The following is a 15,436-nucleotide window of genomic DNA, read 5'->3' on the forward strand; positions in this document are numbered from 1 at the left end:
CCCATCGGAAGCCATGACAGCGCCTCTGTTCAATTTGCCGATCACCGCCCCGATCACCGGGGGCGCCGCCGCAGGCAATGCCGGCCAAGGCGCCCTGGGCGGTTTCGAAGCTCTGCTGGCCGCTTTCTTCGGCGGACAGGGCGTCGAAGCGGCCGCGGGCCTGTTCGGCGACGCCGCCGGCGACCATGCGGAGGCTGCGGGCGACAAGCCGGCCAAGTCCGACCTCGAAGACAAGACCGCCCCGACCGATCCTCTGGCCCTGGCCGCGATGCTGATCACGACGCCAGCCCCCGTGGCCGCCGTGGCCGTCGCGGTCGCCGCCGCCGATGCCGCCTTCGGGGGCGGTAAGACTGATACGCCCGCCCCAACGGACGCCGCGCCCGCTTTCGCCACGCCGCCGCTGACCGCCGACCAGGCCGCCGCCGACCAGACCAATCTGGCCGCGCCGACCGGCGACGCCACCGAAGTCGCCGACCTCGCCCCCAAGCTCCCCGGTCTCCCCGAAGACAAGACCGCCGACGCGCCGAGGCCGGCCGCGCAGCCGACAAAGGCTCAGCCCAAGCAGCTTCAGCCGTCCGCGCCGCAGCCGCAGGTGCAGGCCGCTCCGGCCGAAGCGCCACAAGCGCCCGCCGACCAATCGGGCCTGGCGCTGGCTGAAGCCGCCGTCCTTGCCGCAGAGCCTGAGGCCGAGGCCGAAGCCCCTTCGCTTCAGCCGCACGCCGCGCCGCGCGCGACGCGGCACGCCGACGCTTCACGCAAGACCGGAACTGACGCGGCCGCCGCGCCCGTTGCGGACGACTCCGTCCTGCCGACCGCAGTCGCCCAGGCCCAGGGCGTCGAGACCGCCGCCGAGCCGGCTTCGGCTCTCGAGGCCGAGACTGTCGCCGCGCCCGCCGCTCGCGAGGCCAAGCCTGACGCGCCGGCCGCGGACAGCCCTGACTTCCAGCTCCCGCCTCAGGCCTCGGCCACGGCCCATGCGCACGCCGCGTCCGCCCCGCACGGTCCGCCGGTTCGCGCCACCTCCGAGACGATCGCCAACCTCACCGCCCAGATCGGCAAGAAGCTGGAAGGCCGGTCGACGAAATTCGACGTTGAGCTGACCCCCGCCGGGCTCGGACAGGTCAACATTGCGGTCGAGATCGCGGCCAGCGGCAAGATGACCGCAGCCATGTCCTTCGACACCCCGCAGGCGGCGGCCGAACTGCGCGCCCGTTCGCACGAACTGCAGCGGGCCCTGGAACAGGCCGGCTTCGACATCTCCGGCGGCCTCTCCTTCGACGTCGCCGGCGACCAGGGCCGCCAGGCCCAGCAGCAGCAACAGCAGAACGACGGCGCCGCCTGGCGCGGCCGGGCTTTCCACGCGGTGCTCGGCACCGCCGGCGAGGCCGCTGAGACCGCGGCCAGCGCCGCCCTTCAATACGCCCGCCGGTCCGATGCCGGCGTCGACATCCGGATCTAGGGGAAACGCCATGGCCGTTGATGCGACCGCCGCAGCCGCAGGTACGAGCACCGGGGCCACCGCCACGGGCCGCACCCGTATGGCCGACAGCTACGAGACCTTCATGAATCTGCTGACCGCGCAGATCAAGAACCAGGATCCGCTGTCGCCGATGGACGCCACCCAGTTCACTCAGCAGCTGGTCCAGATGACCGGCGTCGAGCAGCAACTGCTGACCAACGACCTGCTGGGGAAGTTGGTGACCAACTCGAGCTCCGGCATCCAGACTTCGGTCAGTCTACTGGGCCGCGAGGTTCGCGCGCTTGATGACTACGCCAAGCTGAACGCCGGCAAGGCAGAGTGGAACTACAAGCTCGACCGCGAAGCGACCGACGTCACGATCGAAGTGCTCAATGAGCTCGGCAAGGTCGTGCAAGTCGTCAAGCCGACCGGCGACGACCTCAAGGCCGGCGACCACAAGTTCGAATGGAACGGCAAGGACCGCACCGGCGCTCAGATGCCCAATGGCGGCACTTATATCCTGCGCATCACCGCCAAGGACTCAGCCGGGGCGACAGTCCCGGCGACCAACTTCATCAAGGGCGTCGTCACCGGCGTCGAGCAGGTCGACGGCAAGACCCTGATCACGGTCAACGGCGTCCAGGTCGGCTGGGAGAAGGTGACCTCGATCGCGGAAGCGCCGAAGGCCGCTGCAAACGACACCACCGATCCGACCGACAACACCAACAACCCGGACGAGGAAGATCCTCAGTCCGAAGTGGCCGCCTGATCGGCGCGCCGGCACAGCATACGTAAAGGAAGGCAGACACCATGAGCATCAACAGCGCCATGCTCTCCGGCGTTTCGGGGCTAATCTCCAACTCGTCGGCCCTGGCGGCGATCTCCGACAACATCGCCAACGTCAACACCACCGCCTACAAGCGCAACCAGGTGAACTTCGCCAACGTCGTCACCGCCCAGGCGGTGAAGGGCCGCTACTCGGCCGGCGGCGTGCAGGCGGTGACCCGCCAGTTCGTCAGCCAGCAGGGCCTGATCCAGAGCGCCACCTCGCCGACCGATCTCGGCATCTCCGGCGACGGCTTCTTCGTCGTGGCGACCAAGGGCGGCACGCTGACGCCCAACGATGAGCGCGTGTTCACCCGCTCGGGTTCGTTCAGCGTCGACGCCGACGGCTACCTGGTCAACGACGCCAAGCTCTACCTGCAGGGCTGGCCGGTGCAGGACGACGGCACGTTCGATGCGAACCCGTCCGACCTGGGCTTGATGGAATCCATCAATGTGAAAAACCTCGGCGCGGCGGTGCGCGCGACCAGCAACGTGGTGGTCAACGCCAACCTCAACAAGGCCCAGACCGCCGACGCGGCCAAGAACGCGGGCTATGTGGTCGGCGAGATGGCCGACTGGGCGGTGAACCAGAACGCGGCCACAGGCACGCAGCCCGACTTCACCTTTGAGATGAACATCATCGATTCGGTCGGCGCCACCCACAAGGTCGCCGTCGCCCTCATCAAGGACAACGTGACGCCGAACCTCTGGAAGGCCGAAATGTACGCCGTGCCGGCCAGCGACATCAGCGGCGCGACCAACGGCCTGATCCAGTCCGGCAACATCCAGTTCACAGCCAACGGCGAGTTGGATCTTGCCGCGGCCGGCACCACCCTCTTCGGCCCGACTGCCAGCATCAGCCTCGGCGCCTCCGGCACCGCCACCACCCCGCGTTGGGCCGACAGCCTGGGCATCGAGGCCTCCAACATCGCCTTGGACTGGAGCAAGGTCTACCAATACGCCTCGCCCTCGACCCTGCGCTCCTCGAACCCGGACGGCGCCAACGTCGGTAACGTCGTAGGCGTTGAGGTCGGCGAAGACGGCGTCGTCTCCGCCATCTTCGACAACTCTGAAGTTCGCAAGATCGCCAAGATCGGCCTGGCGTCTTTCGCCAATCCTGATGGCCTGGCGCCGGTCAGCGGCAATGCCTATCGGCCGACCATTCCTTCGGGCGAGTTCGTGATCAAGCAGCCGGGCATTGGCGGAGCCGGCGAAATTGCTGCCGGTACGCTGGAAGCCTCGACCGTTGACCTGTCGGCAGAGTTCACCGGCCTCATCACTACACAGAAAGCCTATTCAGCATCCTCAAAGATCATCACGACGGCGGATCAGATGCTTGAGGAGTTGATAAATATTAAGAGGTAATACCTGACGTTAAACACTCTTAACATCGACCGACGACTTAGACTGTATCAAAAGCGAACACCGGGAAATCATGATCAAGGATTTGTTTACTATCGTGATTCACCGGCTGTTATGTCGTGTCGGCTACGTTCGCGGCTGAACAGTGATGGTCGGAAAGGCGTAAAGCCATGTTGCAGCAACAACAGACGCGCACGAACAGCCGCGGCGAGGCCTATGTCATCGGCCCGACGGGTGCGCCTTTGACGCTTAGTGATCTGCCGCCGCCGGACACTGGTCGGTGGGTGATCCGTCGCAAGGCCGAGGTTGTCGCCGCGGTGCGCGGCGGCCTGCTGACCCTGGACGAAGCGTGCGAACGCTACTCGCTGACCAACGAGGAATTCCTCGCCTGGCAGAAATCGATCGATCGTCACGGCCTGGCCGGACTGCGCACCACGCGCATTCAGCAGTACCGCTGACCCACCGCCCCTTCAGCAGGGGTCTAGCGAATTGCGACCGCGCCGCTTCCCCGGCGCGGTCGTTTTCGTTTCAGCGCTGATAGGGCGCGCCCAGCAGGTTCACGTCCGAGACCTTGCGCACGGTGACCGCGATCCGCTCGCGCTCTCCGGCGCGGCGCTCGACCAGCAGCCGGGTGACCTGGGCGTCGTCGTGGAACGCGTAGCCCTTGATGGCGTCGAGGATCGCCTTGGCCAGGTTGTCCAGGTCGATCCACGGCGGGTCGCCGACATACTCCATGATGATCTCGACGGAGAATTCGCCCCAGGTCGGCCGCGAACCGCGCCAGGCCTTGCGGAAGAACTCGTAGATCAGCGGCTTGTAGTAGCGCGCCTGGGTGGTCAAACCATCGACCACGACCTCGACCACGCCGCCGATCTCGCGTGCGCGCACCTTGCCGTGTTGCGTCCAGCTATCGTCCATAGTCGTCCATAATCCGTGCGCGCCTTGCAGTCTCGCGCCCGTTCGTTAAACCGGCGCTGCGAACCAATCGGAGCCTTCAAGAGATGACCGCGACCCGCACCGAAACCGACACCTTCGGACCCATCGAGGTCGCGACCAACGTCTATTGGGGCGCCCAGTCCCAGCGCTCGATCGGCAACTTCAAGATTGGCTGGGAAAAGCAACCCCGCCCGATCGTCCGCGCCCTGGGCATCGTCAAGCGCGCCGCCGCCGAAGCCAATATGGAACTCGGCCGCCTGGACCCCGCGATCGGCGCCGCCATCGTCGCGGCCGCGCAGGAAGTTATTGACGGCAAGCTCGACGACCACTTCCCGCTGGTGGTCTGGCAGACCGGCTCGGGCACACAGTCGAACATGAACGCCAACGAGGTGATCTCGAACCGCGCCATCGAGATGCTGGGCGGCGAGATGGGCTCCAAGAAGCCGGTCCACCCCAACGACCACGTCAATATGAGCCAGTCGTCGAACGACACCTATCCGACGGCCATGCACATCGCCTGCGCCGAGCAGGTGGCCAAGGAGCTGATGCCGGCGCTGGAGCACCTGCATGCGGCCCTCAAGGTCAAGGTCAAGGACTTCGACCACATCATCAAGATCGGCCGGACCCACACCCAGGACGCCACCCCGCTGACCCTTGGCCAGGAGTTCTCCGGCTACTCGCAGCAGGTCGCCAACGGCGTACGCCGGATCAAGGACACCCTCGCCGGCCTCTATGAGCTCGCGCAGGGCGGCACCGCCGTCGGCACCGGCCTCAACGCCCCGGTCGGCTTTGCTGAGTTGGTGGCTCAAAAGATCGCCGAGATCACCCGCCTGCCGTTCATCACCGCGCCGAACAAGTTCGAGGCCCTGGCCGCCCACGACGCCATGGTCTTCAGCCACGGCGCGATCAACACCATGGCCGGCTCGCTGTTCAAGATCGCCAACGACATCCGCTTCCTGGGCTCGGGTCCGCGTTCGGGCCTGGGCGAACTGTCGCTGCCGGAGAACGAGCCGGGCTCGTCGATCATGCCGGGCAAGGTCAACCCGACCCAGTGCGAGGCTCTGACCATGGTCTGCACCCAGGTGTTCGGCAACAACGCCACCCTCACCTTCGCCGGCGCCTCGGGCCACTTCGAGCTGAACGTCTTCAACCCGGTGATGGCCTACAACTTCCTGCAGTCCTGCCGCCTGCTGGCCGACGCCTCGATCTCGTTCACCGACAACTGCGTGGCCGGAATCGAGGCCCGCGAGGACAACATCAAGGCTGCGCTGGATCGCTCGCTGATGCTGGTCACGGCTCTGGCGCCGAAGATCGGCTACGACAACGCCGCCAAGATCGCCAAGACCGCTCACAAGAACGGCACCACCCTGCGCGAGGAAGCGGTCGGCGGCGGCTACGTCACCGATGCCGAGTTCGATGAAGTCGTGCGCCCGGAAAAGATGATCAGCCCGGGCTGATCGGCCGAGCCCCAACAACGAAAAGGCCGCCCCTCGGGGCGGCCTTTTTGATTCCGGCTTCCGATCGGCCTCAGGCTTGCCGCTGAACTGCGAAGTCCGCCAGATCTTCCATCGCCGGGCGCCAGCTGTTGTTGGCGGCGAAATCCCCGAGCTGCGCCTTGGCAGCGACCGCATAGTCGGCGGCCAGATCCAGGGTCGCGGCGGCCGCGCCAGTGCTGGCGACTAGTTCGCGCGCCCGCTGGAAGTCCTCGTCGGTCTGCTCGCGGCGGCCGACCGTGCGGTCCCAGAACGGCTTCTCGGCGGCGCCGGTCTTGGCGATGGTCAGCAACAGCGGCAGCGTCGCCTTGCCTTCGCGGAAGTCGTCGCCGGCGTTCTTGCCCAGCGTGGCGGCCTCGCCGCTGTAGTCCAAGGCGTCGTCGACCAGCTGGAAGGCCAGGCCCAGGTCCTGACCGAAGCGGCGCAGGGCCTCGCGGCGCTGCGGGCTGGCGCCGGCCGACACCGCCCCGGCCTCGGCGGCGGCGGCGAACAGCTCGGCGGTCTTGGCCTTGATGATCTCAAGATAGAGGTCTTGGCTCAGGTTCAAGTCGTGGGCGCGGGTCAGCTGCAGCACTTCGCCTTCGGCGATGACGCGGCTGGCGCGGGCCAGGATCTCCAGCGCGTGCATCGAGCCGGCCTCGACCATCAGCTCGAAGGCGCGGGCGAACAGGAAATCGCCGACCAGCACGCTGGCCGGAGCGCCCCAGATCAAGTGGGCGGCGACCTTGCCGCGGCGCAGCTGCGAGGAATCGACCACGTCGTCGTGCAGCAGGGTCGCGGTGTGGATGAACTCGACGGCGGCGGCCAGCTTGATGCAGGCGTCGTCTTGCGCGCCAGACACGCGGGCCGCCGCGATGGTCAGCAGCGGCCGCAGGCGCTTTGCCGAGCCGCCGATCAGATGTTCGGCCAGCGCCGGGATCACTGAGACGGGGCTCATCATCCGGTCGCGGATCAGGGCGTCCACCTTGGCCATGTCGGGTTTCGCGAGCTCAAGGAGGCCGTCGATCGAGACGGGCTTTTCGCGGGCGATGGCGGCGCTAGCGGCGTCCAAAATACCGAAACTCCAAGGCTTTCGACGACGGCCGTGACCGGGCCGCCGTTTGCGGGGGACAATGGTCACGCGATAGACCAGGGTCAAGGCGGGCTTAGCCGTCCTTCAGCGCAAATGGAACCAGTGTCAGACCTGATAGAGCCAGCAATTTCAGAGGATCGCCTGCTGGGAGGGCGCATCCTGCTACGCCAGGCTGTAGGGGGCTACCGCGCCGGCATGGACGCCGCCCTGCTGGCGGCCGCCTGCGACGCCGCCGATGGCGTGCGGGTGCTCGAGGCGGGATGCGGCCCGGGCGGCGCCCTGCTCGCCGCCGCGGTCCGCAGGCCCGGGACCGACTTCCTCGGCTTGGAGCGCGATCCGGCCGCCGCCGAACTGGCCCGCGCCAACGCCGAGGCCAACGGCCTCGCTGCCCGGGTAAGCATCGTTGAGGGCGACGTGGCCCTGCCCTTCAAGACCCTCGGCCTGCCGCCGTTCGACGCCGTGATGTCCAATCCGCCGTTCTTCGACGATGCGGGCGCCTTGCGCGCGCCGGCTCCAGCCAAGCGCGGCGCCTGGATGGCCGACGGCGGCTTGGCCGCCTGGACAGGGTTTCTGCTCAAGGCCGTACGTGAGGGCGGCTCGATCACCCTGGTCCACCGCGCCGACCGGCTGGCCGACATCCTCGCCCTGCTGGCGCCCAAGGCCGGGTCGTTCCAGGTCCGCCCGATCCACTCGCACGCCGACGCCCCGGCCAAGCGCGTGCTGGTCCGCGCGCTCAAGACCGGAAAGGCGCCCCTGCAGCTATTGCCCGCCCTGGTGCTGCATCCAAGGGTCGGCGCCAAGCACACGGCCGAGGCCGAGGCGATCCTGCGCGGCGAGTCCGACCTGCCCTGGGCCTGAGCGGCTGCAGTTCCGCGACTCCGGCGAGACCTCCACGGCGTTCGTCGCAAAGACGAACCGCCATATGGCCACACGATATTCTGGTCGCCTCGAGACGCCATCGTGGAGATCTGAATGCGTTCCTTCAGCGCCAGCCCAGCCTGGCTCGCATCGGTGGCCGCCGTGGCCATCGTCAGCGGGGTCGCCGGCAGCGCGACCGCGCAGACTGCTGGTTACGTCCAGGGCAAGGTTGTCGATGAGAACGGCACAGCTCTGGGGGGCGTGGAGGTTACGGCGCGGTACCAGTCCAACCCGGGCGGCACGTCGATATCCCGCACGTCCGCCACCGGTGCGGACGGCCGCTACAGCATCAATATTCAACAGCCGGTCGGCACCTGGTCGATCCACGCCTCGACGACCGTCGCTGGAATTCCCGTCACCTTGACGCCGGACACCGAGGCGCTCTTCGCCGGCAACGCCGGGGCGATCCGGAACCTTCGCATCCAATACGCCGAGCAGACCCCCGACAGCACTTACGGGGTGGGCGGCATCGTCGTCGTCAGCACCGCGTTCGGCGACTATTCGGATCTCGCGGGGACGCAGATCACCCTCCGGCCAGCCGCCGGCGGCGCGGCGATCACCCGGACGGTCCGCCAGACAGGCGAGGGCTGGGTCGTGACCGGCTTCAAGCCCACCAGCTACGTGGTGACGGCCCAGCGCAACGGACTACCCCTCCTGCTCACCAAGGATAACACCAGCAATTGGGCGTTGAGCTACACCGGCTCCTTCTCCACCGGCGGGTACTACGACACGCGGCACATGCGCGTGATGGTCAAGGCCGCGCCTCCAGGGACCCAACCGCCGCCTGCTCCGCCCCCTGGCAACACGCCGCCGCCCGACCCGACGCCTCCGCCGGGCACCACGCCGCCGCCGGGCGGCAATCAGGGCCCGCCCGCCAACGTACCGATCGATCAGCGTCGCTTCGACCTTCCCCAGACGCCTCAAACCGTCGGCCGCTGGAGCGTCTCGCCCCTGACGATGTCGTTCAAGGGCTCCAGCGACAAGACGACGCCGAACCAGGTCCTGGTCTGGACCCGTGTGACGAACACCTCGCCTCTGCCCCAGGTCGTCGCGTTGTCCTTCAGGTTCGTGCTCAACGGCCGCTCGACGACCTTCCCTTCGTCCAAGGTGGAGGGCGGCAGCGGGGGGACCTCCGCAGGGGGAGCCGCGCCGTACATCAGCTCCGTGGTGCCCCTCAAGTCGTCGACGTCGCTCGCATCGGGTCAGTCTGCGCTCGTGGGCGTGACGTTCCCGATCTCCCAGCAGGAGCAGACGGGCATTCGCTCTATGAAGGTGACGGCGGTCGAGCAGCCGCTGGCCAAGCTCCTCGGACAACCGCGCGACGCGGGCACGATCGAGATCGCCCTTCCGCCCCGCCCGACCAGCGAGTCCGCGCCCCAGCAAAAGGCCGATGCTCCTGCTCCGGCGCCCGCTCCAGCCCCTACGCCGACGCCTGCCCCCACCCCGACGCCGGGCCCCACGCCTACGCCGCCTCCCGCCGCCGTGGTCGGGGACGTAAAGATCGTCGCGCCGGTCGCGACCTCGGGCGAATGGTCGTTGCAAGTCACCAGCATGTCCCATCGGGACGGGCAGGATGGGACGACGGTCTATGCGGACCTGACCAACCAGACGCAAACGCCGATCAAGCTGAACGGCAGCCGGGTCAACGCCATCCTTCGATGGGGCGGCGGCGGCGCCGCACCGACCGTCCGCTTTGATTTCTATGTGAACGGCGTCAAATACTCTGGGTACGACGGCTTCACCGTGCCGCCGGGCCAAGCCGCTAAGCTCGTGGCTCGTTATGCGATCTCGCCGTCCGTGCAGCAGGCCACCCGCGGGTGGATGTTCGAGATCTTCCTCGGCAACAACGCCAAGTTCGAGGTCCGACTGCCGCCCAGGGACGCCGCGTTCGTCCCTTACATGCCGGTCTACGTCGGCCCCGTGGATCCGACCCCGACGCCCGCCGCCGAGGCGGACATGCGCGCGCTGGCGGGAACCTACGCCCTGACCAACTTCGGCGAACTGACATTGCGCTATGAAGGCGGACTGCTGCTGGGCGAGACCCGCACGCAGGCAGGACAGCCGGTGATGGACACGCTCAAACTGTCGATGCCCACGGCCGGCAAACTGCAGGGCGTGCTGCAGCGCCCGAACGAGCCGCCCTCGCGCGCCTGGTTTGCGTTAGACCTGACGGCGTCTCCTGACCGCGCGCGAATCGAGGGCGAAATCGCCTCCGTTCATCCGCCGATCAATACGCCCCGCGTCTTCCGCGCCGTGCGTCCGGCCCCAGCCCCTGCGGCTGGCGGCACGGGATCGACGGCCACGCCCGCCGGGGCGACCCGCATCGGCCCCTACGACGTCGTGTTGGTCTCAGCCCAGCAGGAGGGCGGCGGGGATTGGGAAACCACCTGGTCGCTGACCAACCGAAGCAAGGTCCCCACCACGGTGAGGCTGAGCGACGTCGCCGCCACGCTGCGCGGCGCGGACGGCCGGACCAACGAAGCGTCCGGACCCTACAACTATGCGGGCGAGAGCGGGCGGCGGGTGCGGCCAAGCGGCTTCCAGATCGCGCCGGGCGAGGAGACCAAGATCCGCTTCTGGCATTCCGGCTCAAGCCGCATGACTCCGGAGGGCTACAGTTTCCGGGCCGGGACATCGGAAAGCGCGATCGGCGCCCCGGGCCAGAGTGCTACGTCCTCGGGGGGCTTCCAGCAAACCGCCTACCTCGACATGAAGGTGGATCGCGTGACCCGCTCCGCCTTGGGCTGGGTCGAGGTGACGCTGACCGCCAAAAATGACGGCGACGTCCGCCGCGGCGTCCAGCACGACCCGCAACGGTTCTCGGTGTTGGCGGCGAACGGCGTCGAATATTCCTGGGACGGCAACTACTACGGCGCGTCCCGCGGCGAGCACCTGGGAGCCACCCTCTACCTGACCAAATCACAGGGCCAGGTCACCTACGTCTTCCCGCAAGTGCCCCCCAACGTACAGCCGACCCGGCTGATCCTGCGCCAGAACGGCCAACAGACCGCGAGCTTCGACCTGCCGCGCTAATGCCGCCGGCCTACCCTTTGAACCAGACCACCTGGTGCGAGACGGCCAGCAATTGGCCGTCGTCGGACCACAGTTCGGCGCTCTGGTCGTTGAAGCCGTGCTTGAACGTCCGCACGTCGCTGACGCAAAGCAGCGAACGGCTGGCCTGGCGGCCCAGCGCCGCCTCGTCGGCCATGAAGTAGGTCGACAGCGACACCGTGGCGACCGGCGGGACGTCGCCGCGCACCTGGGCGATCTTCACCACGGTGGTGTCGCTGAGTGCGGACAGCGACACGAAGTCCAGCGGCCGCCGCGGCTCATCGCGAACCCATGCATGGGCCAGGCCCTCAGCAGGCGCCTCGGCGCTCGCCCCGGTCGTGAACGGCTGCCCGTGCCCGTAGCGGAATTCGTAGCGCGCCCGCCAGCCGCCACGGTCGCTGGTGTCCAGGGCGGGGATTTGGTCAGCGGTCGCAACCTTCGGCGGCGCGGCCGGCTGGTGGGCCCAGGTATCGCGCTCGGCGCCGGTCACCGCACTGGAGGTGGTCACCACGACGCCCTCCTGCCGCATCTCCACCTGCCAGTGCTGGGTCGAGCGCCCATCGCGCACCAGCCGCACGGCCACCTCGAAGCCCCCCTCGGCGATCGCCGCGCAGAAATTGACGGTCTGGGCGATAGGCCGCCCGCGCCGTTGCGGGTGCTCCAGCACGGCCTTCAGCATGATCGCGGCCGTCGTCCCGCCAAACGGTCCGGCCATGTTCCAGTAGGCCGGAGAGGTCGCCCCGCGGAACAGGCCTTCGCCGATCGGCTCCAGGCTGACCGCGGCGTCGAGGGAGTGGGCGGAGGCCATCGTGTCGCTCATTTACCCAGCATGCCACGCTTCGTGTGGCCGTCGATGACCTTCGAGGTCATCGGATTTCCAAAGCACTTGTCACCCAACCGCGGCCTTGGACAGCGACACCCGGTCACATGATGTGGCGGGCTACGAGCCTCCATATGGGTCCGGCGGGGGATCATGAGCGGCGCGGGGCCAAGCCAAGCCGGCATCGAGGAGACGACCGACGCATGATGCGCGCCACGACGCAGCCTGACGCCCATCCCGTGCACCTCTGGATGACCCAGACCTGGCTGACCCTTGGGGCCGCCGTGCTGGCTGCCGGCTTCCTGCAAGCCGGAGCGGCCGCCGCGCATGTGGACTTCACCGGGGCCCACAGCACCAAGCCGATGGCCATTGCGCTTGAGCCCTCGCCCACCGGCAAGATCGTGAAGACCCTCGTCTGGGAAGGCGCCGATGTCGATGGTGACGGCGCGCCCGACTTCGTCAATCCTACCGGCCAGGACCCGCGCGTGCACGACGCCTACGGCTATGGCGAGTTCGGCGCCTCGCGCGACGGCGGCTCGCGCCGCCATGAGGGCGTCGACTTCATCGCCGAGAAGGGCCAGCCGGTTTCCGCCCCCATCTCGGGCTACGTGACCAAGATCGGTTCGGCCTACGCCGACGGCAGCGACCTGAAATTCGTCGAGATCACCAACCCGGCCATCAACTACGTGGCCCGCGTCTTCTATGTGAACCCGCAGGTCAAGGAAGGCGACGTCCTGCGCCTGGGCCAGGAGATCGGCAAGGCTCACGGCCTGCAGGCGCGCTATCCGGGCGGCATGACCGACCATGTCCATCTGGAGCTGATGGGGCCCGACAAGAGGCGCATGGACGCCACCGCTGTGCTGTCCCAGCGCTACGTCACCCGCTTCGGCGCCTAGGGTGTGGCGGTCACGCCCTACTCCTTGCGGTGGTAGGTGTAGTCGTACCGCATTCGCCAGGTGACGCCGTAGTCGCCTGAGCTCTCGGACCACTGGCGAACAGTGCCGTCCGCCGCCGGCTGCAAGTTCATTCGGATCAACACGACCGGCGCGTCCGCACGCTGTTGTTCGCTCAGCAGGTTCATCCGGCTGCCGTCCCACCGACCAGCGAACAGCCGCCGCGCGCCCGTGGAGCCGGAGCCGAACTGAACCCATTCGCGCCGCGAGCGGTCCCATAGGTTCAGGCTGCCGCCCTCGAACCCGTCGACGCCCTTGAAGGTCTCCTGCAAGGCGCATCCCTTGAAGGTGACGGCGATCTCGCTCTCGCCCGCCGGCGCGCCCGACTTCGTCTCGCGCACCTCCCAACGTCCGAGCCAGAAGTCGAGCTGACGGTGTTCGGCGGCCGAGCAGTCAGTGGCGGCTGCGGCAGGCGCCGCGGCCTGGAGCATAAGGAGAAGTGCGAGCATTCGCCCAGCCTGCCCCATCGACCCGATCGGTTGCGAATCGCGGCGGCCAAGGGCGCTGAAATCACGACCAAAGCCGCCGCAACAAAAAAGGCCCGGACATCAAGTCCGGGCCTTCCTCGTCTTGAAAGCTGAGCGCCCTTAGTTGCGGGCGGTGTCGACCAGCTTGTTCTTGGTGATCCAGGGCATCATGGCGCGCAGGCGCTGACCAACTTCCTCGATCTGATGCTCGGAGGCGCGGCGACGGGTCGCCTTCAGGCTCGGCTGACCGGCCTCGTTCTCCAGCATGAAGTCGCGCACGAAGCGGCCGGACTGGATGTCCTCCAGCACCTTCTTCATTTCCGCCTTGGTGTCGGCGGTCACCACGCGCGGACCGGTCACGTACTCGCCGTACTCGGCGGTGTTCGAGATCGAGTAATTCATGTTCGAAATGCCGCCTTCGTAGATCAGGTCGACGATCAGCTTCACTTCGTGCAGGCACTCGAAATAGGCCATTTCGGGCGCGTAGCCCGCCTCGACCAGGGTCTCGAAGCCGGCGCGGATCAGTTCCACCAGGCCGCCGCAGAGCACGGCCTGTTCGCCGAACAGGTCGGTCTCGCACTCTTCACGGAAGGTGGTCTCGATCACGCCCGAACGGCCGCCGCCGATGGCCGAGGCGTAGGCCAGGCCGAAGTCCAGCGCATTGCCGGTGGCGTTGTGATGGATGGCGATCAGGCACGGCACGCCGCCGCCCTTCTGATACTCGCCGCGCACGGTGTGACCCGGGCCCTTCGGCGCGATCATCAGGACGTCGATGCTGTCCTTGGGCTCGATCAGGTTGAAGTGCACGTTCAGGCCGTGGGCGAACAGCAGCGCCGCCCCGTCCTTGATGTTCGGAGCGATTTCGTTGGCGTAGATGCCGCGCTGCAGCTCGTCGGGCGCCAGCACCATGATCGCGTCGGCCCAGGCCGAGGCGTCGGCCACAGTCATCACCTTCAGGCCGTCGGCTTCCACCTTCTTGGCGGTGGCCGAACCCGGCCGAAGCGCTACGGCTACGTCCTTCACGCCCGAATCCTTAAGGTTCAGGGCATGCGCGCGACCTTGGCTGCCATAGCCTACGATCGCGATCTTCTTGTCCAGGATGCGGGCGAGGTCGGCGTCGCGGTCATAGTAGACGCGCATGATCATTCTCCTGAAGTCGAAGGTAGCCACGGTTCCGCGCAACGGCGCCGCAGCAAAGGCCGGGCTATGGAGGGGAATTTTGCGCGGAGGTCAAGGGAAGGCCCCGCATATGCGGCGTTTCGTCGGAAAAACCTGGCGCTTGAACCCTGCGCAGGGTCGTCCGACATAGGGGCGCTATCGCGAAGGGATAAATGCATGGCCGCGACACCGATGGATGTGGTCGGATTCTGGAAGGCCGCGGGGCCGGAAAAGTGGTTCGCCAAGAACGCCAAGTTCGACGAAGCCATCGCCCTGCGCTTCGAGCCGGTCCACCACGCCGCCGCGCGCGGCGAATACGACGGATGGGCGGCAAGCCCGGAAGGCGCATTGGCCCTGCTGCTGCTGCTCGACCAGTTTCCCCGCAACCTCTTCCGCGGCTCAGCCCACGCCTTCGCCACAGATCCCAAGGCCCGGGCGGTGACCCGCACCGCGGTCCTCGCCGGCCACGACCGAGCCGGCGACCCGTCGCTACGCCAGTTCTTCTACCTGCCCTACGAGCACTCCGAGGACATGGCCGACCAGGACGAGTGCGTGCGGCTGTTCGCGGCGCTCAAGGACGAGACCGGCGACGGGGAGTTGCTGCGCTGGGCCGAACTTCATCGCGACATCATTGTCCGCTTCGGCCGCTTCCCGCACCGCAACGCCTGCCTGGGACGCACCACCACGCCGAACGAACAAGCCTTCCTCGAAGAGGGCGGCTTCGCCGGCTAGTTGCCCTTGCTGAAGGTGGTGTTGAGGGTGCGCTGCATCTCGACCATTGTTTCCTGCGACACCCTGGCGCGGCGTTCAAACTCGTCCTGCGGCATGCAGATCCGCTTGGTGAAGCGAGTGCCGGTGGTCGTCTCGGCGCGGCAGACCATCTTCACGCGGCGCGCCTCCGGCTTCTGATCCTGGACCGGCG

The 15,436-nt window shown here is 67.5% G+C and carries 15 protein-coding genes; 9 read left to right on the forward strand and 6 right to left on the reverse strand.

Translation table 11 applies throughout. The features are described from left to right. The first annotated feature begins 13 nt into the window (after positions 1 to 13). The 4 genes from AC1DQJ_RS15795 to sciP all read left to right on the forward strand — a co-directional run bounded on the left by AC1DQJ_RS15795 (position 14) and on the right by sciP (position 4,104). Positions 14 to 1,459 (forward strand): flagellar hook-length control protein FliK, encoded by a 1,446-nt coding sequence (locus AC1DQJ_RS15795; protein ID WP_477604963.1) that lies wholly within the window; start codon positions 14 to 16, stop codon positions 1,457 to 1,459. 10 nt (positions 1,460 to 1,469) lie between these two features. Then, positions 1,470 to 2,228 carry a flagellar hook assembly protein FlgD gene (locus AC1DQJ_RS15800; protein WP_477604965.1) on the forward strand — a complete coding sequence of 253 codons (759 nt, stop codon included), beginning with the start codon at positions 1,470 to 1,472 and terminating at the stop codon, positions 2,226 to 2,228. A gap of 41 nt (positions 2,229 to 2,269) precedes the next feature. Further along, positions 2,270 to 3,649 carry a flagellar hook protein FlgE gene (locus AC1DQJ_RS15805; protein WP_477604967.1) on the forward strand — a complete coding sequence of 460 codons (1,380 nt, stop codon included), beginning with the start codon at positions 2,270 to 2,272 and terminating at the stop codon, positions 3,647 to 3,649. Between the two features lie 167 nt (positions 3,650 to 3,816). Next, positions 3,817 to 4,104, forward strand: coding sequence for a CtrA inhibitor SciP (gene sciP / locus AC1DQJ_RS15810; RefSeq protein WP_477604969.1), 288 nt, complete (start codon positions 3,817 to 3,819; stop codon positions 4,102 to 4,104). A 70-nt stretch (positions 4,105 to 4,174) separates the two neighbouring features. Here sciP and AC1DQJ_RS15815 read toward each other — a convergent pair whose 3' ends face one another. Then, positions 4,175 to 4,564: a RusA family crossover junction endodeoxyribonuclease gene (locus tag AC1DQJ_RS15815; RefSeq protein WP_477604971.1), complete on the reverse strand. Its 390-nt coding sequence runs from the start codon at positions 4,562 to 4,564 to the stop codon at positions 4,175 to 4,177. An 83-nt stretch (positions 4,565 to 4,647) separates the two neighbouring features. On the opposite strand from AC1DQJ_RS15815, the gene fumC reads away from it, so the two are divergent. Further along, positions 4,648 to 6,039: a class II fumarate hydratase gene (gene fumC, locus AC1DQJ_RS15820; protein WP_477604973.1), complete on the forward strand. Its 1,392-nt coding sequence runs from the start codon at positions 4,648 to 4,650 to the stop codon at positions 6,037 to 6,039. Between the two features lie 70 nt (positions 6,040 to 6,109). Here the strand turns inward: fumC and AC1DQJ_RS15825 are convergent, their stop codons facing one another. After that, on the reverse strand, positions 6,110 to 7,126 hold the full coding sequence (locus AC1DQJ_RS15825) for a polyprenyl synthetase family protein (RefSeq protein WP_477604975.1): 1,017 nt from the start codon (positions 7,124 to 7,126) through the stop codon (positions 6,110 to 6,112). A gap of 123 nt (positions 7,127 to 7,249) precedes the next feature. Between AC1DQJ_RS15825 and AC1DQJ_RS15830 the strand changes: the two genes are divergently transcribed. Both AC1DQJ_RS15830 and AC1DQJ_RS15835 read left to right on the forward strand, forming a co-directional pair. Then, complete coding sequence (locus AC1DQJ_RS15830; RefSeq protein WP_477604977.1) at positions 7,250 to 8,005, forward strand: tRNA1(Val) (adenine(37)-N6)-methyltransferase; 756 nt, start codon at positions 7,250 to 7,252, stop codon at positions 8,003 to 8,005. 114 nt (positions 8,006 to 8,119) lie between these two features. Continuing rightward, positions 8,120 to 11,098 carry a carboxypeptidase-like regulatory domain-containing protein gene (locus tag AC1DQJ_RS15835; RefSeq protein WP_477604979.1) on the forward strand — a complete coding sequence of 993 codons (2,979 nt, stop codon included), beginning with the start codon at positions 8,120 to 8,122 and terminating at the stop codon, positions 11,096 to 11,098. Between the two features lie 10 nt (positions 11,099 to 11,108). On the opposite strand, the gene AC1DQJ_RS15840 is transcribed toward AC1DQJ_RS15835, so the two are convergent. Then, positions 11,109 to 11,936 (reverse strand): acyl-CoA thioesterase, encoded by an 828-nt coding sequence (locus tag AC1DQJ_RS15840; RefSeq protein ID WP_477604981.1) that lies wholly within the window; start codon positions 11,934 to 11,936, stop codon positions 11,109 to 11,111. A 203-nt stretch (positions 11,937 to 12,139) separates the two neighbouring features. On the opposite strand from AC1DQJ_RS15840, the gene AC1DQJ_RS15845 reads away from it, so the two are divergent. Then, positions 12,140 to 12,832: a M23 family metallopeptidase gene (locus AC1DQJ_RS15845; protein ID WP_477604983.1), complete on the forward strand. Its 693-nt coding sequence runs from the start codon at positions 12,140 to 12,142 to the stop codon at positions 12,830 to 12,832. A gap of 17 nt (positions 12,833 to 12,849) precedes the next feature. Here AC1DQJ_RS15845 and AC1DQJ_RS15850 read toward each other — a convergent pair whose 3' ends face one another. Beyond that, complete coding sequence (locus tag AC1DQJ_RS15850; protein ID WP_477604985.1) at positions 12,850 to 13,338, reverse strand: hypothetical protein; 489 nt, start codon at positions 13,336 to 13,338, stop codon at positions 12,850 to 12,852. A gap of 138 nt (positions 13,339 to 13,476) precedes the next feature. Further along, the gene (gene ilvC / locus AC1DQJ_RS15855; protein WP_477604987.1) at positions 13,477 to 14,496 is read right to left on the reverse strand and encodes a ketol-acid reductoisomerase; all 1,020 of its coding nucleotides are present in this window, start codon (positions 14,494 to 14,496) and stop codon (positions 13,477 to 13,479) included. A gap of 195 nt (positions 14,497 to 14,691) precedes the next feature. On the opposite strand from ilvC, the gene AC1DQJ_RS15860 reads away from it, so the two are divergent. Then, positions 14,692 to 15,246 carry a DUF924 family protein gene (locus AC1DQJ_RS15860; RefSeq protein ID WP_477604989.1) on the forward strand — a complete coding sequence of 185 codons (555 nt, stop codon included), beginning with the start codon at positions 14,692 to 14,694 and terminating at the stop codon, positions 15,244 to 15,246. Here the strand turns inward: AC1DQJ_RS15860 and AC1DQJ_RS15865 are convergent. Then, positions 15,243 to 15,436 (reverse strand): hypothetical protein (locus AC1DQJ_RS15865; protein WP_477604991.1); only part of this gene is annotated, 194 nt, incomplete at its 5' end. The genes AC1DQJ_RS15860 and AC1DQJ_RS15865 overlap by 4 nt on opposite strands.

It is taken from the genome of Phenylobacterium sp. P4_E10 (assembly GCF_056401675.1).